Annotated in this window: 23 protein-coding genes; 18 read left to right on the top strand and 5 right to left on the bottom strand. The window is 44.0% G+C overall.

The features are described from left to right. Positions 1 to 94 precede the first annotated feature (94 nt). From rodA to DX073_RS00205, 3 genes are all read left to right on the top strand, one after another. On the top strand, positions 95 to 1,237 hold the full coding sequence (gene rodA, locus DX073_RS00215; RefSeq protein ID WP_115004451.1) for a rod shape-determining protein RodA: 1,143 nt from the start codon (positions 95 to 97) through the stop codon (positions 1,235 to 1,237). 218 nt (positions 1,238 to 1,455) lie between these two features. Next, entirely contained in the window at positions 1,456 to 1,635 is a 180-nt protein-coding gene (locus DX073_RS00210) for a hypothetical protein (RefSeq protein ID WP_115004423.1), read from the top strand. A 257-nt stretch (positions 1,636 to 1,892) separates the two neighbouring features. After that, the gene (locus tag DX073_RS00205) at positions 1,893 to 2,462 is read left to right on the top strand and encodes a septal ring lytic transglycosylase RlpA family protein (RefSeq protein WP_115004421.1); all 570 of its coding nucleotides are present in this window, start codon (positions 1,893 to 1,895) and stop codon (positions 2,460 to 2,462) included. A gap of 289 nt (positions 2,463 to 2,751) precedes the next feature. Here DX073_RS00205 and DX073_RS00200 read toward each other — a convergent pair whose 3' ends face one another. After that, the gene (locus tag DX073_RS00200; RefSeq protein ID WP_115004420.1) at positions 2,752 to 3,057 is read right to left on the bottom strand and encodes an HU family DNA-binding protein; all 306 of its coding nucleotides are present in this window, start codon (positions 3,055 to 3,057) and stop codon (positions 2,752 to 2,754) included. Positions 3,058 to 3,404: 347 nt separating this feature from the next. Here DX073_RS00200 and DX073_RS00195 point away from each other — a divergent pair, with 347 nt between their 5' ends. From DX073_RS00195 to DX073_RS00135, 13 genes are all read left to right on the top strand, one after another. Beyond that, positions 3,405 to 4,106, top strand: coding sequence for a hypothetical protein (locus DX073_RS00195; RefSeq protein WP_258556829.1), 702 nt, complete (start codon positions 3,405 to 3,407; stop codon positions 4,104 to 4,106). A gap of 367 nt (positions 4,107 to 4,473) precedes the next feature. Further along, entirely contained in the window at positions 4,474 to 4,983 is a 510-nt protein-coding gene (locus tag DX073_RS00190) for an Rrf2 family transcriptional regulator (protein WP_115004417.1), read from the top strand. Continuing rightward, positions 4,980 to 6,203 (top strand): IscS subfamily cysteine desulfurase, encoded by a 1,224-nt coding sequence (locus tag DX073_RS00185; RefSeq protein WP_115004415.1) that lies wholly within the window; start codon positions 4,980 to 4,982, stop codon positions 6,201 to 6,203. The genes DX073_RS00190 and DX073_RS00185 overlap by 4 nt, the downstream gene beginning before the upstream one ends. 26 nt (positions 6,204 to 6,229) lie before the next feature. After that, positions 6,230 to 7,057, top strand: a complete 828-nt coding sequence (locus DX073_RS00180) for a hypothetical protein (protein ID WP_115004413.1) — start codon at positions 6,230 to 6,232, stop codon at positions 7,055 to 7,057. 21 nt (positions 7,058 to 7,078) lie between these two features. Further along, positions 7,079 to 7,459: a VOC family protein gene (locus tag DX073_RS00175; protein ID WP_115004411.1), complete on the top strand. Its 381-nt coding sequence runs from the start codon at positions 7,079 to 7,081 to the stop codon at positions 7,457 to 7,459. A 23-nt stretch (positions 7,460 to 7,482) separates the two neighbouring features. Then, positions 7,483 to 8,325 (top strand): hypothetical protein, encoded by an 843-nt coding sequence (locus DX073_RS00170; RefSeq protein WP_115004410.1) that lies wholly within the window; start codon positions 7,483 to 7,485, stop codon positions 8,323 to 8,325. A gap of 47 nt (positions 8,326 to 8,372) precedes the next feature. After that, entirely contained in the window at positions 8,373 to 9,275 is a 903-nt protein-coding gene (locus tag DX073_RS00165; RefSeq protein WP_115004408.1) for a hypothetical protein, read from the top strand. 155 nt (positions 9,276 to 9,430) lie between these two features. Beyond that, complete coding sequence (gene iscU, locus DX073_RS00160; protein ID WP_115004406.1) at positions 9,431 to 9,817, top strand: Fe-S cluster assembly scaffold IscU; 387 nt, start codon at positions 9,431 to 9,433, stop codon at positions 9,815 to 9,817. 116 nt (positions 9,818 to 9,933) lie between these two features. Further along, positions 9,934 to 10,254: an iron-sulfur cluster assembly protein IscA gene (gene iscA, locus DX073_RS00155; RefSeq protein ID WP_115004404.1), complete on the top strand. Its 321-nt coding sequence runs from the start codon at positions 9,934 to 9,936 to the stop codon at positions 10,252 to 10,254. A gap of 3 nt (positions 10,255 to 10,257) precedes the next feature. Next, on the top strand, positions 10,258 to 10,800 hold the full coding sequence (gene hscB, locus DX073_RS00150; protein WP_115004403.1) for a Fe-S protein assembly co-chaperone HscB: 543 nt from the start codon (positions 10,258 to 10,260) through the stop codon (positions 10,798 to 10,800). A 138-nt stretch (positions 10,801 to 10,938) separates the two neighbouring features. Then, positions 10,939 to 12,798, top strand: coding sequence for a Fe-S protein assembly chaperone HscA (gene hscA, locus DX073_RS00145; protein ID WP_115004401.1), 1,860 nt, complete (start codon positions 10,939 to 10,941; stop codon positions 12,796 to 12,798). Positions 12,799 to 12,853: 55 nt separating this feature from the next. Next, positions 12,854 to 13,195 (top strand): ISC system 2Fe-2S type ferredoxin, encoded by a 342-nt coding sequence (gene fdx / locus DX073_RS00140; RefSeq protein ID WP_115004399.1) that lies wholly within the window; start codon positions 12,854 to 12,856, stop codon positions 13,193 to 13,195. Between the two features lie 199 nt (positions 13,196 to 13,394). Then, positions 13,395 to 14,561 (top strand): hypothetical protein, encoded by a 1,167-nt coding sequence (locus tag DX073_RS00135; protein ID WP_115004397.1) that lies wholly within the window; start codon positions 13,395 to 13,397, stop codon positions 14,559 to 14,561. A gap of 250 nt (positions 14,562 to 14,811) precedes the next feature. On the opposite strand, the gene DX073_RS14965 is transcribed toward DX073_RS00135, so the two are convergent. The 3 genes from DX073_RS14965 to DX073_RS14955 are packed head-to-tail and all read right to left on the bottom strand — an operon-like array spanning position 14,812 to position 15,700. Further along, complete coding sequence (locus tag DX073_RS14965; protein ID WP_404932915.1) at positions 14,812 to 14,892, bottom strand: hypothetical protein; 81 nt, start codon at positions 14,890 to 14,892, stop codon at positions 14,812 to 14,814. Further along, on the bottom strand, positions 14,882 to 15,145 hold the full coding sequence (locus DX073_RS14960) for a type 2 periplasmic-binding domain-containing protein (RefSeq protein WP_115004395.1): 264 nt from the start codon (positions 15,143 to 15,145) through the stop codon (positions 14,882 to 14,884). The genes DX073_RS14965 and DX073_RS14960 overlap by 11 nt, the downstream gene beginning before the upstream one ends. Before the next feature lie 9 nt (positions 15,146 to 15,154). Further along, on the bottom strand, positions 15,155 to 15,700 hold the full coding sequence (locus DX073_RS14955) for an ABC transporter substrate-binding protein (RefSeq protein WP_115004393.1): 546 nt from the start codon (positions 15,698 to 15,700) through the stop codon (positions 15,155 to 15,157). 281 nt (positions 15,701 to 15,981) lie between these two features. Here DX073_RS14955 and fba point away from each other — a divergent pair, with 281 nt between their 5' ends. Both fba and ruvA read left to right on the top strand, forming a co-directional pair. Next, positions 15,982 to 17,019: a class II fructose-bisphosphate aldolase gene (gene fba, locus DX073_RS00115; RefSeq protein WP_115004391.1), complete on the top strand. Its 1,038-nt coding sequence runs from the start codon at positions 15,982 to 15,984 to the stop codon at positions 17,017 to 17,019. A gap of 65 nt (positions 17,020 to 17,084) precedes the next feature. After that, positions 17,085 to 17,711 carry a Holliday junction branch migration protein RuvA gene (ruvA, locus tag DX073_RS00110; RefSeq protein WP_115004390.1) on the top strand — a complete coding sequence of 209 codons (627 nt, stop codon included), beginning with the start codon at positions 17,085 to 17,087 and terminating at the stop codon, positions 17,709 to 17,711. A gap of 42 nt (positions 17,712 to 17,753) precedes the next feature. Here ruvA and DX073_RS00105 read toward each other — a convergent pair whose 3' ends face one another. Then, positions 17,754 to 18,305, bottom strand: a complete 552-nt coding sequence (locus DX073_RS00105; RefSeq protein ID WP_115004388.1) for a DUF2059 domain-containing protein — start codon at positions 18,303 to 18,305, stop codon at positions 17,754 to 17,756. Positions 18,306 to 18,314 lie beyond the last annotated feature (9 nt).

The raw sequence follows: 18,314 nt of genomic DNA, 5'->3' as shown, positions 1-18,314 counted from the left end.
CGACCATCTTATAATTTATCATGAAATCCGCCAACTATCAGCAATTTTTTGATAAATTTTATCAAAAGTCTATCCAACCGCACCACGATTTGCCATGAGAGAAGAACAGTACCGATTTTCACGCCAAAGCCATCACTTCGTTGGGCGAGATTTAGAGCCGAGCGTGTGGCAACGCATTCACATCGACCCGTGGCTGACCCTGATTTTGTTCAGCATCTGCTTTGTGGGTTTGACGGTGCTATACAGTGCGTCCACGCAAAACATCGCCATGGTCATCCGACAAATGGTAAGCTATGGCATTGCCTTTGTGGTCATGGCAGTCATGGCACAGATTCCCCCCACTTTTTATCGCACGCTAAGCCCCATTTTTTATGTGCTGGGGCTGATTTTGTTGGTACTCGTTGAGATTATTGGCGAAGTTCGCATGGGGGCGAGGCGTTGGATTGATATCCCTGGCTTTGGTAGCGTTCAGCCGTCTGAGTTCATGAAACTTGGCATGCCGATGATGTGTGCGTGGTATCTATCCAGAAAGGAGCTACCACCAAGCATTCCCACGGTCTTTACCACGCTTGCCATCATCGCTGTGCCTGTGATACTCATCGCCAAAGAGCCTGATTTGGGGACATCTATTTTGGTGGCGGCCAGTGGCATGTTTGTGCTGTTTTTATCGGGGTTGCCTTGGTGGATGATTGGCGGGGCGATTGCGGTGTTTATTCCTTTTGCGTGGGGCTTGTGGAATTTTTACATGCACGACTACCAAAAAACCCGTGTCATGACCCTATTTGACCCCGAAGCGGACGCCTTGGGGGCAGGTTGGAACATCATCCAATCAAAAACCGCCATCGGTTCGGGTGGCTTGACAGGCAAAGGCTATCTCGAAGGCACGCAGTCGCACTTACATTTTTTGCCCGAAGGTCATACCGACTTTGCCATCGCAGCATTTAGCGAAGAGTTTGGTTTGGCAGGCGTAGGTCTGTTGCTGTTCTTTTATCTGTGCTTATTGGCTCGCTCTTTTTATATTGCCGTTGTCAATCCTGACACTTATTGTCGTCTGCTCGCTGGGGCATTGACCATGTCATTTTTTGTCTATATTTTTGTAAATATGGGCATGGTCAGTGGCATACTGCCCGTGGTTGGCGTGCCTTTGCCATTTATCAGTTATGGCGGTACGGCAGTGATTACCCTAATGGCAGGCTTTGGACTGCTAACCTGCGTGCATACCCATACCAAGCAGTAGGATACAATACCTTTTGTCGCTATTTTAAAACCGTATGTCATAAAATGATGTACGGTTTTGTTATAAATCATGTTAAGATAAGAACATGACAGATTTATGACAAAAAATCATAAATAATGGTTTTTATTGAAGTTATTTTAACAAATAATGGTTGGGAAAGCCCCTTATTTTGTTAAATTTTTAAAAACAATAGGGCGTGCCTGCCTTTGGTATTTGCAATGAAAAATAGGGGAAATCGCCCGTTTTTCAAGGAAAAAGTGAAGCTTGATAGTCGTTCTATCAAACGAGCTTTTGACGAAGAAAAACAAGATTTAGCCATTTTTCATGCAAAAATTGATAAAAGCATTAAATTTTCATCTTATTTTATAAAAATGTTATCAATGGTAGGCACGCCCTAACATCATTATGGTTATTTGGCATAAAACTTGCAACAATTAATTTTATATCATGGGACGGATTTCATTTTAACCTTTGCAAATTTGTAAAGTGACTTATAAAACAATCTTGCAAAATAAAGAGAAACCCCCATCTTATTAAGATAACTAACGATTGGCTTGCTTAAATTGACTTAACACCAATCATTAACCCACCAGAATGCCATCATGCTTTTGTATGAATGACAAAAAATGTCAGGCATTCCTTTATAGGTTCTCACATGAAATATCTAAAAACTGGTGCGATTGCACTTGCAACAACCCTAGGAACAGTCGCTCCTGTTCAAGCGGTCAATGCGGCAAACACAAGTGCCAATATTGATAAAGTATTGGGCGAGCTTAGCCGTCAGCACAATAACGCATCAAGCCTTGTCAAATCCACTCGTGACAACACTTCATTGACGTTATCAAGCTCTTTAATCAAGGACGCCAAGAGTGACTCTCAAAAAGACTCGGACATGCTAGGACAGCTCTCTGCCGTTGCTTCTAATACTGTCAGCAAATTTAAACAATCAGGCATGGCATCATGGTACGGTCGCCAGTTCCATGGCAAACCCACCGCCAGTGGCGAAACCTTTGACATGAATGCCATGACCGCCGCTCACAGCTCTTTACCAATGAACTGCTACATCAAAGTCACCAATAAGGACAACGGCAAATCTGTCGTCGTTAAAGTCAATGACCGCCCTGCCCAAGCCAACCGTATCTTGGATTTGTCTTATGGTGCCGCCAAAGCCATTGGGCTAACCCAAAAAGGCGTGGGCAATGTCAGCATTGAGCGTATTGATTAGGGCGTGTCGGACCTTTATAACACATTTTAATATTTAGAAATTTCATAGAAATAAAATGGTGTTTTTGCATGAAAAATGGCTAAATTTTGCTTGTCCTTGCAAACACCAAAGACAGGTACGCCCTACACCAAAAGAACCAAGTTCCGTTAAGTACAGAAACTTAGCCTAACTAGATCCAACCAAATTCCAATAATAAACTAACCCCCATCTTAACTCAGCAATTAATGCTAGATTGCTGGATAAGAATTGGGGGTTAGTTTATTGTTTAAATATTTTAACGATGTTAAAATTATTTTTTGCCTTTTTTAGCGGATTTTTCGGTAGGATTTACCGCGTCTTTTAGACCTTTACCTGCTTTAAATCCAGGCACTTTGCTGGCAGCGATTTGTAGTGGCTCACCAGTCTTAGGGTTGCGACCTGTACGGGCAGCACGCTCTTTAACGCTAAAAGTACCAAAACCAACCAATACCACGTCATCACCACGCTCCAAGGCACCTTGTACGCTAGAAGTAAAAGCATTAATGGCTTTGGTGGCTTGCTCTTTGGTAAGACCTGCTTCGTTGGCAACAGCATCTACTAATTCTGATTTATTCATGATTTGTCCTCATGGTGTTGATGATAAGAATGTGAAATGAATTTACATTTGCTAAGTCTTGCAATAGCAATAAAGTCAGCAAAAGCAAATCTAAGCCTACAACACATGCTGCATGCTTGGGCTTATTTTGAGTGCATTGTATAAGGGTATTGTCCATTTTACAAGGGGTATGGCAAAATATTTTTATCTTTTTTACAAAAATACCCCATCAAAGGCGTGATATTTACGATAAAAGCTTACTTTTATCCTTTTTTACCAAAAAATCACGCATTGGTTACATTAAGGTGGTTTACTTTTTTTGGATATCATTTTATCATTAGCATTATTTTTTAATCAGATAATCACGCATGACCGACCCACAGCCGACTCACAATACCAAGCCTAGCGACCCACAGCCGACCTATCGCACCGATGATGGCGATAATGGCGGTGTCTCTCGTGGACTGTTAAATGTTCTATTGGTGTTTTTAGAATCAGCCATCACTCTAATTCTCCGCTTTGACCCCAAACTGCGACAGCTTGCCTACCCACTTGCCGAGCGTGGTACGGTGGTCTGCATTCGTACCTACCTGCCTCACGTGCAGTTTTATGCCACGTTTGGCTATCGTGGGGTGCTACTTGATGACCGCCTGCCCAATGACAAGACCACGCCCGACATGACGGTAAACGCTTACAGTTTTCAGCTCATCAATGCCATTACCACGCATAGCAGTGGTAGTGTTGAGTCGCTACAAATTCGTGGCAGTCATGAAGATGTGCATGACTTTAAGGCGTTTTTGGTGCAGTTAGGCGTGGGCGGTGTCATTCAAAATCTACTGGGTAAAGTCAAGGGCAAACCTACCCCCACCCCCGAACAAAAAGCCGAAAAACAAGAAAACTACAAAGCCAAAATCGCCGAGCAGTCTGCTCGCATTGATGAGCTAACGATGCATAATCACAAGCTAAATACTGCTCTCATCGAACTACAAGGCAAACAAAAAAGCACCTTTATCGCCCTTGTTGTCGTGGGCATCATCGCACTGGTTGCCATCATCATGAACTTTGTTTGATTATTTTTTACGCATAAAAAGGCGAACTTTCCGCCTTTTTATTTATTTTACTGGTTATTTATTTTATTGGCTTGATTTTTCGTCCTAACGACAAATATCAATTCCTACCCCCTTAGTCGGATTGCAAACCACATCTGCCATGCTATAATAAGCCTCAATATTTAGTTTCAGTTTAATTTGGGCTATATCTGACAAGTAATTCAAAAGATAAATTTATGATGAATTTTATCAATGGCAAAAATCAATTACTTTGATAAAAAATAATCTTGACTGGATTACTAGGAATTATTATAATAGTCACATATAATCTACCCACGCCTAGCTTAGTTGCCATCAACGTTAGGCTAGGCAATTTGGAAACCATATTATGCGATTGACAACTCGTGGACGCTATGCAGTGACTGCCCTACTTGATTTGGCGGTACAAGAAAGTCGCCATCAAGGGGCGGTGTCCTTGTCTGACATTGCAAAGCGTCAATCCATCTCCATCTCTTATCTTGAACAACTTTTCTCAAAGCTACGCAAAAAAGGCTTGGTCAGTAGCACTCGTGGGGCGTCTGGCGGTTATCATCTTGCCAAACCCTTAGACGAGATTGACATCATGAGCATCATCACCGCCGTTGATGAGTCCATTAACGCCATGCAGTGTGGCGGTAAGGGCGACTGCCGAGACGGTGAGATGTGCCTAACGCACGACCTATGGCATGATTTGTCCAGCCACATCGAAGCCTATCTAAGCAATGTTACCCTAGCCCAACTCTTAGAATCTAAGCACACAGGGTACATCGCCGACCGCCAACAACAAAAAATCGCTGGCGAGAAAAACGACAAAACCAATTCAATCAATACAATTAACTTAGGGGTCAATCCAGCATGAGCCAGTCATCACTTATTTATTTAGATTATGCCGCCACCACGCCAGTCGCCCAAGAAGTCGCCGACAAAATGGTCAAATACATGACCTTTGACGGGATTTTTGGTAACCCTGCCAGTCGCTCGCACGGCTTTGGTTGGCAAGCCGAAGAAGCGGTAGAAAATGCCCGTTTGCAGATTGCCGAGACGGTCGGTGCCGACCCCCGTGAGATTGTGTTTACCAGTGGAGCAACCGAATCTGACAACTTGGCTCTAAAAGGCGTAGCACATTTTTATCACGAAAAAGGCAAACACATCATCACCTCTAAGATTGAACACAAAGCAATCCTTGACACTTGCCGTCAGCTAGAAGAAGAAGGCTACGAAATCACCTACCTAGAACCCCAAGAGGCGACAGGCATCATCACGCCTGAGCAAGTAGAGCAAGCGATTCGCCCTGACACCATTTTAGTCAGCCTAATGGCGGTCAATAACGAGCTTGGTACGGTAACCGACATCGCCAAAATTGGCGAGATTACTCGCAGTAAAGGCGTGCTGTTCCATGTGGACGCAGCCCAAGCCGTTGGCAAAATCAAAATTAATTTAGAAGAGCTAAAAGTTGATTTGATGAGTTTTTCTGCTCACAAAATCTATGGTCCAAAAGGCATCGGTGCGTTGTTTGTTCGCCGTAAGCCCCGTGTGCGTATCAAAGCCGAACAGCACGGTGGCGGACATGAGCGAGGCATGCGTTCTGGCACACTTGCCACGCATCAAATCGTGGGTATGGGCGAGGCGTTTGCCCTATCCGCCCAGCGTTTTGATGAAGACCACGCCCACATCACTCGTCTGCGTGATAAGCTGTGGAATGGTTTGCAGGGTATTGAGGAGATTTACCTAAATGGTAGCTTGGAGCAAGGCATTCCTAATATTTTAAATGTCAGCTTTAACTTTATTGAAGGCGAATCTTTGATGATGTCGCTTAAAGATTTGGCGGTATCGTCTGGCTCTGCTTGTACTTCGGCAACGCTTGAACCTTCCTATGTGCTACGAGCGATTGGTCGTCCTGATGAGCTGGCTCACTCGTCCATTCGTTTTAGTATCGGTCGCTACACCACCGATGAAGACATCGACCGTGTGCTATCACAAATCCAAGATGCGGTAAACAAACTTCGTGAACTGTCGCCCCTTTGGGATATGTTTAAAGAAGGCGTGGATTTTAGTAAGGTTGAGTGGCAAGAGCATTGATTTTTAAGATTTTTTTGGAAACTTAAATGAAAAAATTTGCAGGTAGTCTCATCTTATTGGCAAGCGTCAGTGCCAACGCCCAAGCGGTGTTGCCCACTTACGCCCCAAGTGAGCCTTTGAGTGCTACCATTTATGGCACAAGCGACAGTGGCTCTATGGCAATGTCAGCAACCGCTTTTTTGTCAGACGGTTCTTATTGTTCGGTAATGGCGGGCGTGGGTGCATTGGCATCTTTGACAGGCAAATGGCAACAAAAAGGCGATAATATTGAAATCGCCTTAAACCCAATCGTCCCCAATGTCCATGCTGTATGGGAACACAAAACAGGAACAACGCCCAATGTGCTTATCAGCGATTGGCTGGTGGAGAGTTTTTCTGCACCGTTTTGGGTGGGGTTTGGCAATCACACCCCCACAAATTTAAGCATTTATGACCCCAAAAAAGGCGAAAGCACGCTTAATATCCCAACAGGGGCAACGCACTTTTTTATTGGCACATACGAAAAAGGGGCAACCAAGCACAATCTTACCCGATTTTCGTTAGATTACACCCATTTGCCCGCTCCCGACAAAGGCGAAACTTTTCAATTACAAGCCATCGCCTTTCCCAATATGCTGGTTGGAGCTGAACAGCATTTGAGCATTGTTTACAAAATTGAAAACGGGCAATTATTTGGCAAATCATCGATGTTTGGGATTGATGATGGTTTCTCTCCTGTTGGCAATGGTCAAAAGATAACTGACCCAGAGCAAATCAAAACTTTACGCCAAGAATGTACGCTTGACCCAGCCAGTGACAGAGACAGCGAGGAGCATGCCTTTGCTCAAAAAGACATCATCGAATGGCAACAATAATCTTATTAAAAATAAACACAAATGAAAATCACCGCCCTTGACCATTTGGTATTGACTGTTGCCGACATTGATAAAAGCATTGATTTTTATGTCAATGTGCTTGGCATGAGCGAAATCACTTTTGGCGATAATCGCAAAGCCCTACAATTTGGCAAGCAAAAAATCAATTTGCACCAAAAAGGTAAAGAAATTCTACCCAATGCCACGCACGCCACTTGTGGTAGTAGCGATTTGTGTTTATTGACCGACACACCGCTTGATGAAGTGATGAGCCATCTAAACGCCCATCACATCGACATCATCGACGGTATCGTGCCACGCACAGGGGCGGTAGGTGCAATCTGGTCGATTTATATTTATGACCCCGATGGCAATTTGATTGAAATCAGTCGTTATGAATAATCAACTAAAATGAGTGTATTATCATGTTAAAAAAGATAATGATAGGTCTTGTGCTAAGTTTGTCCACCCTATCCACCTACGCCCATACCATGAGCGACATCGCAGGTGCATATGATGAGGGTGGCGTGGACAGCATGAGCATACATTATCTTTTGCCCACAGGCGAGTATTGTTTTGTTTTGATGGCGGGCATGTTGGATTTACATTTGGCGGGTCATTGGCACATTGAAAAAACCGAAAATGGTAAAACTTTTGTTAAGATTTCGCCCCAAGCCTTAGTAAAAACGCCCTTCCCTGTGTGGATAAATCACAAGCAAGGCCGTGATGAACGCACTTTAAAATTCATCACAAGCCGTATGCAGATGGCGGGCGAGACTTTTATTGGTTTTGGCGAACAAGCGGACAGCCCCTCTGTGCTTGCTCCTATTTTTGATTTTAATCATGAGTTGGAGGGACAGTACGAATTAAGCGTTCCCAAAAGTGCCAATTATTTATTTGTTGGACAACAAATTGATACAGACCGTTTTGAATTGACCCGTTATGCCTTATCACAAGACATCAAACACACCATTCAACTTGGTTATGACATTAATGCAGGGTATGCCAAGCAGTTTGAACGCTTGGTCGGTCAATTTCATGAAGGCAAAATGGCGTTTGGACTTCTTGACGACCCAAGTGGGACATCATTTCACAGAGGCACGCCGAGATACGCCTTTAAGAATGATAACGAAGTAAACGAAGCCAAACAGTGTGCCAATGCGGTATTACAAGGCGACCCCTTAGTTTTATTCCCTGCTCAAAGCGAGCTTTTAACGCCAACCACGCTCATGTGGCAAGGCAAGGCAAATGAGCAGGCGTGGTTTTAACTTGCATTTTTAAGATGAATACAAAAAGCCCAAACAAGGACTGATGAATGAAACGCTGGTTAATCAGCTTGATGTTATGTGGTGCAACGGCTCACGCCCATCAAAGCGAACCTGTAATACCAAAATATGACACGCAAGATTATGCAGTATATGTCTATTATGTTGGCGACACAGACAACCACCAAAGTACGCATTTATTTGGTTCGGACGGTCAATATTGTTATATGCAGATGACCGAAGGCAAATACAACACGGTGGATGGCTCTTGGGAGCAACGAGACAGTAGCATTCATGTTAATTATCACGCCCCAAAACGCACATTTTTTGGATTGTGGAATGATTGGTACTCTCACGCATCGCCTGTGATAGATGTACAAAAATTGGTAGATGGACATGGTTTTGATGGCGAGCCGTTTTTGATGGGTTTTGGCAATGACACACCAAGCACACTGGCGGTCTTTGACCCCAAGATTCATACGGTTCATCAGCCGATACCGACAGGGGCGACCCATGTTTTTGTTGGCGAAACCACCAAGACAGATAAGGGTTATGCTTTAACCGCATTTTCACTTGAAAATATGGCTAAAATCAACACAGATAAACAAGAAAATGCTTATGTCTTATCATTGGCAAGTACTCCAAATACACTCAGTGATGATGACATTCGCCAATTACCCCAAAATTTTGCAATAAAAGAGGGTACATTGATGCTCAGTGATTTGCCAACTTTTGCGTTTATTTCTAATGATACCAATACCGATGTGATTAGTATTGGTAATGCATTAAACGAATGTCAAGGGGCAAATCCCTTAAATTCTTTGAAAGCTTATTATCAAAATTTTAGCAACACACCCCAAGAAAAAGCAATATTGCCCTTTCTTGAACCCCACCATCAGCTCATTTACCATCGAGGCGATGTTGATGAGGGTGCTTGGTTAAAAAGACCATAGTTTTTTAATAGCAGTTTAAATTAAATTAATTTAATGATGGTTTTAAAAAATTGTCATTAAACCAATCATTGAAACTGGGTAAAAAATCCTTACCTAATTTATCAACATTAACAACAAGCAAACGCCATCAGGCAAGTAGCAAATCGGAGATTATCATGGCATATTCAGACCAAGTGATTGACCATTATGAAAACCCCCGCAATGTCGGCAACCTAGACAAAAACGCCAAAAATGTTGGCACAGGCATGGTGGGAGCCCCCGCCTGTGGCGATGTGATGCGTTTGCAAATCCAAGTGGGCGATGATGGTATCATCGAAGACGCAAAATTCAAAACTTATGGCTGTGGCTCAGCAATTGCGTCAAGCTCGCTCGTTACCGAATGGCTCAAAGGCAAAACCCTAGACGAAGCCCGTGCCATCAAAAACCTAGACATCGCCAAAGAATTGGCATTGCCCCCTGTCAAGGTGCATTGCTCGGTACTTGCCGAAGATGCGATTAAGGCGGCGATTGACGATTATCAATCCAAAGTAGCGGTGGCTTAATTAACACGGTCTATTCTTGATTTTGTTTTTGGGTTTGTAGGGGCGAATTGCAATTCGCCCATGAAATAAAATTAAGTTAAGAATAGATAATAAATTCAATAACATAGGAAAAACTTATGATTACTCTGACAGAACAAGCAATTACCCATGTCAAAGATTTTTTGGCAAATCGCGGAAGTGGCGTTGGCATTCGTGTCGGCGTACGAACAGCGGGGTGTTCTGGTCTTGCCTATGTGCTTGAATTTGTGGACGAACCCAATGACACCGATGAGCGATTTGACAATGACGGTGTGAGCGTGTTTTGCGACCCCAAAAGTTTGGTGTATTTAAATGGCTTGCAAATGGATTATGTGACCGAAGGGCTAAACTCTGGTTTTAAATTTAACAACCCCAACAAAACAGGCGAATGTGGTTGTGGCGAATCCTTTACGGTGTAAATCATGGCTCAATTAACCAATCATTTTTTTGACTTATTTGGCATGCCTGTGGCGTTTGGCATTGATAAATCCGCCCTAAAAGCGACTTTTTTGAACTTGCAAAAACAGCACCACCCTGATAATGCCGACAATATCGCCCAAGCCGAGCAAAATACCGCCTTGATTAACCACGCTTTTGGCACCCTAAACCGTGATGACAGCCGTGCAATCTATTTGCTTGAATTATCAGGCGTGGCATTTAATTCGGACAAAACCATTGCCGATGAGCCGTTTTTGATGCAAATGATGAGCTATCGCATGGAGCTAGAAGATGCCATTTTTGATAATGATAAAAATGCGATTAACCAAATTGCCAACAATATCAATGTCTTAATGAGCCAAACGGCTGATGAATTTGACAGCGTTTATCAAGCAAAAGACTGGCAAACCGCCCAAATCATCGCCCAAAAATTACGCTTTTTGGGTAAATTGCACGATGACATGACGGATGCTTTATCCAAATCATCAAGCCAAGATGACGGGCAAGATGATGATTTATATGTGTGATTTTTTATTATTTTAAAAATTTAAAAAACTTAAACAACCCATAAAACGCCAAAAATTTTAACACCCAATTTATCCCAAATGGGTAAATCCATGTTAAAATTTTAGCCAACTTGTAAAACCATAAAATACCATAATACCATGTCCCTACTTCAAATCAGCGAACCCAGCCAATCCGCCAAACCCCACGAACATCGCTACGCCTTAGGCATAGACTTGGGGACGACTCATTCGCTTGTGGGCGTGGTACGCTCAGGACGGGCGGACGTGTTGCCCTTTGGCGATAGCCCCCTATTACCGAGTGTGGTGTATTATGGCGACAAGGCGGACACCCCCATTGTGGGCAAGCACGCCTTGACTTACAACGACCCTACCAATACCATCATTTCCGCCAAACGTTTTATGGGGCGGTCTTTGGCGGACATTAAATTTAGCCACCCTTACGAGCTGGTTGGGGGCGACAACGCCATGCCAGCGTTCGTTACCGCACAAGGCGACAAATCACCTGTTGAAACGTCCGCCCATATCCTAGCCAAACTCTACAACCACGCCAAGGCAAGCCTACCGCCCGACAGCATACAAGGGGCGGTGATTACCGTGCCTGCCTATTTTGATGAAGCCCAACGCCAAGCCACCAAAGACGCAGGGGCGAGTATTGGACTTAACGTATTACGCCTACTAAACGAGCCGACCGCCGCCGCCATTGCCTATGGGCTTGACAAATCCGCCAAAACAGGCACTTATCTGATTTATGACCTAGGCGGGGGGACGTTTGATGTGTCGGTGCTATCCCTAAAAGACGGCGTGTTTGAAGTGTTAGCCACAGGCGGAAATTCGGCATTAGGCGGAGATGACATTGACCGCTTGATTGTCAATTTCTTTATCAAATCGGCAGGACATGACCCCAAAGACGTGGACAACGCCCAAAAGTCCACCCTTGCCAACCTTGCCAAAAGCTACAAACAAAAACTCTCCGAGCGTCAAGCGGTGTCGGTGGGCATTGAAATCAACGGCACGCCCTTTACCACGATTTTGACAAGTGAAACTTTGACCCAGATTTGTGAACCTGTCATTCGCCGAACTTTGCAAACTTGTGAACAAGTACTAACTGACGCACGCCTTGATAAGACCGCCATTGATGAAGTGGTGCTGGTGGGCGGTTCTACTCGTATGCCCATCATCAAGCAAGCGGTGCAGGCGTTTTTTGACAAACAGCCCCTCTGCTCAATCAACCCCGATGAAGTGGTGGCGTTGGGGGCGAGTCGCTTGGCTCATCAGCTCATTCACAAAGATGATAACAATCTGCTCCTACTTGATGTTACGCCTTTGTCATTGGGCTTGGAGACGATGGGCGGACTGACCGAAGTCATTATTCCACGCAATACCCCCATTCCTGTGGCACGCAGACAGACCTTTACCACGCACACGGACGCTCAGACGGGCATGGTGATTCATGTCGTGCAAGGCGAGCGTGAGACCGTGGCGGATTGTCGCACTTTGGCGAATTTTACGCTGACAGGCATTCCACCCATGAAAGCAGGGCTTGCCCGTGTGGAAGTTACCTTTGCCATTGATGCCAACGGACAGCTTACCGTCTCAGCCATGGAGCAAAGCACCAAAGTGGCAAGCAAAATTGATGTCGTGCCAAGCTATGGTTTGAGCGAAACTCAGCAAGAAGAACTTCTAAAAGCAGGCTTTATTCACGCCCAAGCGGACAAGGAAAAACGCATGCTCATTGAGGCACAAGTGGAAGCCGAACGAGAAATTTTGGCATTGCAGTCGGCTTTGGTGGAATTTGGCGAGTTGCTTGATGAGGCTACCAAAGTAAGCCTAAGCGACAAAATGACCGCCGTCCAGTCCGCCATTACCAGCGATGACAAGGTGGTGCTGGATAAAGCGGTAAGTGAGCTTAAACCCTTGTCGGATAATTTTGCATCCGTCATCATGAACCAAAACATCAAACAGGCTTTGACGGGTACTAAGGCGAGCGATTGGCAATAATTGCCAAGCCTATTGATTATAACCTATTGATTTTAAATAATTAAGTGAAACTATTATGGTAACTGTAACCGTACTTCCCCACCACGAAATCTGCCCAGAAGGGGCGACCGTTGAGCTAAACACAGGCGACAATTTGCTTGAAGCTCTGCATGACAAAGGCATCAATATTGAACACGCTTGCGACTGCTCAAAGGCATGTACCACTTGCCATGTGGTCATTCGTCAAGGCTTTGACAGCCTTGAAGAAATGGACGACATTGAGGCGGACTTGCTTGACCGTGCGTGGGGGCTAGAACCCAACTCTCGCCTATCGTGTCAGTGCGTGGTTGCTGACGAAAACTTAACCGTCTATATCCCCAAACATACGCTCAATCACGCCAAAGAAGGGCATCATTGATTGAGCTTACAAATAACAACCGCTTTTATACAGATAAAGGCGGTTTTTTATGTGCTTTTGTGTATAATTCCAAACATAATTTACTTATCCATACCTATCATTTTGACATATCCCACTCAAAATCACGCATTTATCATAAAAAATTTCCAAAAAATCCAAGAGTTGGTATAATAAACCTTTTTATACAGTAGGCATTATTATGGCGACTTTATATTATATCAGCACCAAAAATCTACTTAAACTTGACAACGGCAAAGAGTCCACCATTTCTTGTCAAGCCATCAATCAATACACCAAAAATATCAAACAAATCAAAGACAGAAGAGCGTGGAAAACCGAAGGTGCTGGGGCAATGTTTATGGGTACAGCACAGACAGAGCAGGATGATTTTGACGCAATTTACCCCACCGCCATTGCTTTTATGGACGACACCACCTATGTGTATAGTGCCAGATTGCAAGAAGGTACAGCGATTCAGTCCAAACCAATCAGTAGCGACACGGTAAGCGAAGGGCTGATTTTACGCAAGAGCGATTTTCAGGTATTTGATTTGTGCTATGATTCAAAAAATAAACGAGTTATCGTCTCGGCAAGCGACACCCCTTACGCCAGTCCTTATGGCGAGCGACATTTGTGCGTATTATCGCTTGACAGTGCTCGCACGCAGTTTGTTACCGAAGGCGAATGCCAAGACAAAAACCCAAGCGTAGACCCCAATAACAGCACTGTAATTTATTATGATTCTTGTGGACTTGCGTACACCCAAGATAACATTGTGTTTAGCCCTCGTCAAGTCAATCGCTTAGACCTTGCCACGGGTGAGCTTGAGACGGTACTGGCAGACGATAAATTTGACTATTTTGCCCCCATTATGGACACCCAAGGCAACCTTTATGTCATCAGACGCCCTTATCGTGAGCGTGATAGCACCGACCCTGTGGGTACTGCCAAAGACCTGCTCACAGCACCTTTTAAAATCCTAAAAGCCATCGTAGGCTGGCTGGACTTTTTTACCAAACGCTATTCAGGCGAATCTTTAAAAACCTCAGGTGCTAACCCTGCTCGCACCAAACCCAAGAGCGAAGAAGAGCTGTTTATTGAGGGCAATCTTGTCAAAGCGGATAAAAATTTGCTAAAAAATCAAGCAGACGGTGAGAAGTTTGCAGGCTTTATTCCCAAAAGTTGGGAGCTGATAAAATACCTACCTACAGGTGAGACACAAATCATCAAAAAAGGTGTTATGGCGTATTGTCTTGCAGATGATGATATTATCATCTCCAACGGAAAATCAATCGTCAAAATCACTAACGGTCAAGAAGAGTTGATTGCTCATGCTCCCAAAGTTGCCAAACTGATGTGGGTGTAAATTTGTAAAACAAAGGAAAACTTATGGCGATTCAACGCCCTAATTTTAAAGACAAATTCCTAGCCTTTATCTTTAAAAATTTACAATGGCTTTTGACTTTAGTTATCCCATTGAGTGTGTCTGGTTCGTTAATGGGCGTTGGAATGCGGATTGGGATTTGGGTATTTTCCTATCAATACCCATCTGGATACTTTATAAATCTTAGCAACAAAAAAGACTTGGCAACACCAAGTCTTTTTAAGCATTTAACCTATTTTGTCGCAGGTAATTGCTCTGGTGCCACACCAAACCATTTTTCATAAATTTTTGCATAAGTACCATCAGCGACAATGTTGGCAAGCCCTGTATTGATTTTTTTCCATCAAATCATTTTCAGACTTTGGTGTGATGATAACCATGTCGTAGTACTCAAAAGCCTCGCCTTCACCGACGATTTTAAAGTTAACCTCAGGGAACTGCTTGGCATAGTAACGTAGCACACCTTCATCTGCCAATACCGCCTCAGCATTGCCTGTCGCCAATTCTTTAAAAGCTAAGAACGCGGATGGTTTTCCAATAATACCAGGATTGCCTTGACCAATCACTTCTTCTAATTACGGAATATAGGGGCTGTCAGCCAACGTTGCAACTTTCTTGCCATTTAAATCTTTTAAGTTTTTGATACTGTTGTTTTCCGCAGAAACAGCAAGTGCATCTCGTCCCCATGCATAGGTATTAGAAAGTAAATATTTTGCTTCTCGCTCATCGTTTCTTGAAAAACCTGACATCGCAATGTGGCTTTGGGCATTATCCAAGCCTTTGACAAGCACTTCCCAATCCTGAGGAACGACGTCCACACCAAAGCCTTGATTTTCAGCGATGGCTTTGATGATATCCACATCAAAACCTTGGGCGTTACCATTTTCATCCTTAAAATCATAAGGGGGATAGTTGGCATCGATACCGACCACATAGCTTTGGGCGTTGGGTACGGTGGCACTGGTACTGACTTGCTCGCCTGTGGCTGGTGCTGTTGCGGTAGGTGCCGGCTCGCTCTTAGGCTCGCTGGCAGTTTCAGGGGCTTTATCACTACATGCCATTAACGCTGACAACATCAATGGTAAAATGGCATACTTTGCCTTAGTATTGAAATTTTTCATAGTTTTCTTCTCCCAATTAAGGGATTGATTTAACCTAACAAATTGTTAATTTTTTATGATGATAACACGTTATTTAATCTTAATACAGTAGTTTCATAAGTTTATTACATTTTGTTGCAAATTGTTTGTTTCAAAAATAATGATTATTGATAACTTTTTTTATTTGATTCGTCTTTGATGTCTAGAAAATTAACAATAACTGTGTGATTTGATACAAAACACCATGATTTTCACGTTTTTTTTTGATATAATTTGACAAATTTAATCATTTTGGAGCTATCATGGCACTTGTATCCTTACGCCAACTTCTTGACCACGCAGGTGAACACGCTTACGGCCTGCCCGCCTTTAATGTAAACAACCTAGAACAAATGCGTGCCATCATGATGGCAGCGGACGAGACCGACTCGCCTGTCATCGTGCAAGCCAGTGCAGGAGCCAGAAAATACGCAGGGGCTCCCTTTTTACGCCACCTTATTTTGTCTGCCATTGAAGAGTGGCCGCACATTCCTGTTGTCATGCACCAAGACCACGGCACAAGCCCTGCCGTCTGCCAACGCTCCATTCAGCTTGGATTTAGCTCGGTCATGATGGACGGTTCATTAAAAGAAGACGGCAAAACCCCTGCCGATTATGACTACAACGTGCGTGTAACCCGTGAAGTGGTCAAAATGGCTCACGCCTGCGGTGTGTCGGTCGAAGGCGAAATCGGCTGTTTGGGTAGCTTAGAGACCGGCATGGCAGGCGAAGAAGACGGTGTGGGGGCAGAAGGCGTACTTGACCACAGCCAGCTTTTGACATCAGTTGAAGAAGCTCGTCAATTCGTGGCAGATACCAACGTGGATGCTCTTGCCATTGCGGTGGGTACGTCTCATGGGGCGTACAAATTCACCCGTCCGCCTACTGGCGACATTTTGGCGATTGACCGTATCAAAGAAATCCACGAAGCCCTGCCAAATACTCACCTTGTCATGCACGGTTCATCAAGCGTTCCCCAAGAATGGCTAAAAATCATCAACGAAAATGGCGGTAACATCGACGAGACTTATGGCGTACCCGTTGAACAGCTTGTTGAAGCCATCAAGCACGGCGTTCGCAAAATCAACATTGACACCGACTTACGCCTAGCCAGCACAGGGGCGATTCGTAAATTTATGAACGACCACCCTGCTGAATTTGACCCACGCAAATATTTGCAAGCCAGCATGAACGCCATGAAAGACATCTGCGTACAACGCTATGAAGCCTTTGGTTCGGCAGGTCATGCCAGCAAAATCCGCCCAATTTCATTAGAGAAAATGGTAGAATACTATAAATAAATCGGTGTAAATCGTACATAAGGGCGACAGAGATTCGCCCTTATTTGTATTTTAAAGGAAAAACAATGATTGGTATGATTGCAGGGCAAGTTGCCCATCTATCCGCTCCCGTCGCTTGTGTCATGACATCAGGCGGGGTCGGCTATGAGATAGAGATGACCATTGGCGGATTTTGTACGCTGTCCGTTGGCATGAATGTTACACTTTATACGCAACTGGTCGTGCGTGAAGACGCTCATCTGCTGTTTGGCTTTACCGACAAATCCGAGCGAGAAATTTTTAAAAAGCTCATAAAAATCAATGGTGTGGGGGCAAAAATGGCACTTGCCATACTCTCAACCTTACCGCCTAGCGAACTACATCAAGCGGTAGAATATGGCGATGAGTCTGCCCTAACCCGTGTGGCAGGCATTGGAAAAAAAACCGCCCAACGGCTCATCATTGAATTAAAAGGCAAATTGGACAGCACATCGAACGACTTATTTACCCCAAGCACTACCCAAGATGAGCCAATACACACCGCCAACCCCATGCATGTCATATATGAAACCGAAAGTGCGTTGGTGAGCCTAGGCTATAAAGAAAAGGAAGCCCAATCCGCCATTAAGACCGCCAAACAATCGCTGTCCGATGATGAGCTGACCACATCAAACCTATTAAAGGCAAGTTTAAAGATTTTGTCGGGGTTTTAAGTTATCCACAAAAAACACCGTCATCACAACGGTGTTTATCAGTCATTCTGCAAAAATCCGCTCTATCTCTTTTTCAATATCTTGTTGCATTTTTTCATTATTGAGATTGGGGTTGTCAATCAGTATTTGCACAACCAACTTTTGTAGCTCGTCCATATATTCAGGTGTCATTATGTTGGTTTTTTGAACAACGCTTTTGCCAATAGGCGTGCTTAGAAATTCATTATAAGCATCAATCTCTTCTTGGGTATAGTATTTTTTGGCGACATCAATAAAGATTTGGTTGATTTGTTGGCGACGTTGCGGTGTTATTACTTGACCTATCACTTGATTCACATGTTTTTCAAATACCATACCTACTTGCTTGGCTTGCTCTGGGGTTACACCTTCTTTTTGGGCGATCTGAGCTTCAAAAAGCTGTCGCTGTGCATCCAAACTGCCTTGCATACCAAGGTCAAAAGCTTTATCCATCTCCGATAATTGCATAAACTCTATCAAAGATTCATCGGACGGCACTTGGGCGGTGGCATTCATGGCAAAGGCTAGGGACATGCCAAGTAGCATGGCGGTGAGTGATTTTTTCACGGCTTTCATGGGTTTATC

The sequence above is a fragment of the Moraxella lacunata genome (assembly GCF_900453205.1).
GTDB lineage: Bacteria > Pseudomonadota > Gammaproteobacteria > Pseudomonadales > Moraxellaceae > Moraxella > Moraxella lacunata_B.
This window is presented reverse-complemented; position numbering and strand designations above follow the sequence as displayed.

What these genes read in the sequence shown, in the direction of transcription:
- rodA (WP_115004451.1), top strand. Translation starts at nt 95, where the DNA reads ATGAGAGAAGAACAGTACCGATTTTCACGCCAAAGCCATCACTTCGTT.
- DX073_RS00210 (WP_115004423.1), top strand. Translation starts at nt 1,456, where the DNA reads ATGAAAAATAGGGGAAATCGCCCGTTTTTCAAGGAAAAAGTGAAGCTT.
- DX073_RS00205 (WP_115004421.1), top strand. Translation starts at nt 1,893, where the DNA reads ATGAAATATCTAAAAACTGGTGCGATTGCACTTGCAACAACCCTAGGA.
- DX073_RS00200 (WP_115004420.1), bottom strand. Translation starts at nt 3,057, where the DNA reads ATGAATAAATCAGAATTAGTAGATGCTGTTGCCAACGAAGCAGGTCTT.
- DX073_RS00195 (WP_258556829.1), top strand. Translation starts at nt 3,405, where the DNA reads ATGACCGACCCACAGCCGACTCACAATACCAAGCCTAGCGACCCACAG.
- DX073_RS00190 (WP_115004417.1), top strand. Translation starts at nt 4,474, where the DNA reads ATGCGATTGACAACTCGTGGACGCTATGCAGTGACTGCCCTACTTGAT.
- DX073_RS00185 (WP_115004415.1), top strand. Translation starts at nt 4,980, where the DNA reads ATGAGCCAGTCATCACTTATTTATTTAGATTATGCCGCCACCACGCCA.
- DX073_RS00180 (WP_115004413.1), top strand. Translation starts at nt 6,230, where the DNA reads ATGAAAAAATTTGCAGGTAGTCTCATCTTATTGGCAAGCGTCAGTGCC.
- DX073_RS00175 (WP_115004411.1), top strand. Translation starts at nt 7,079, where the DNA reads ATGAAAATCACCGCCCTTGACCATTTGGTATTGACTGTTGCCGACATT.
- DX073_RS00170 (WP_115004410.1), top strand. Translation starts at nt 7,483, where the DNA reads ATGTTAAAAAAGATAATGATAGGTCTTGTGCTAAGTTTGTCCACCCTA.
- DX073_RS00165 (WP_115004408.1), top strand. Translation starts at nt 8,373, where the DNA reads ATGAAACGCTGGTTAATCAGCTTGATGTTATGTGGTGCAACGGCTCAC.
- iscU (WP_115004406.1), top strand. Translation starts at nt 9,431, where the DNA reads ATGGCATATTCAGACCAAGTGATTGACCATTATGAAAACCCCCGCAAT.
- iscA (WP_115004404.1), top strand. Translation starts at nt 9,934, where the DNA reads ATGATTACTCTGACAGAACAAGCAATTACCCATGTCAAAGATTTTTTG.
- hscB (WP_115004403.1), top strand. Translation starts at nt 10,258, where the DNA reads ATGGCTCAATTAACCAATCATTTTTTTGACTTATTTGGCATGCCTGTG.
- hscA (WP_115004401.1), top strand. Translation starts at nt 10,939, where the DNA reads ATGTCCCTACTTCAAATCAGCGAACCCAGCCAATCCGCCAAACCCCAC.
- fdx (WP_115004399.1), top strand. Translation starts at nt 12,854, where the DNA reads ATGGTAACTGTAACCGTACTTCCCCACCACGAAATCTGCCCAGAAGGG.
- DX073_RS00135 (WP_115004397.1), top strand. Translation starts at nt 13,395, where the DNA reads ATGGCGACTTTATATTATATCAGCACCAAAAATCTACTTAAACTTGAC.
- DX073_RS14955 (WP_115004393.1), bottom strand. Translation starts at nt 15,700, where the DNA reads ATGAAAAATTTCAATACTAAGGCAAAGTATGCCATTTTACCATTGATG.
- fba (WP_115004391.1), top strand. Translation starts at nt 15,982, where the DNA reads ATGGCACTTGTATCCTTACGCCAACTTCTTGACCACGCAGGTGAACAC.
- ruvA (WP_115004390.1), top strand. Translation starts at nt 17,085, where the DNA reads ATGATTGGTATGATTGCAGGGCAAGTTGCCCATCTATCCGCTCCCGTC.
- DX073_RS00105 (WP_115004388.1), bottom strand. Translation starts at nt 18,305, where the DNA reads ATGAAAGCCGTGAAAAAATCACTCACCGCCATGCTACTTGGCATGTCC.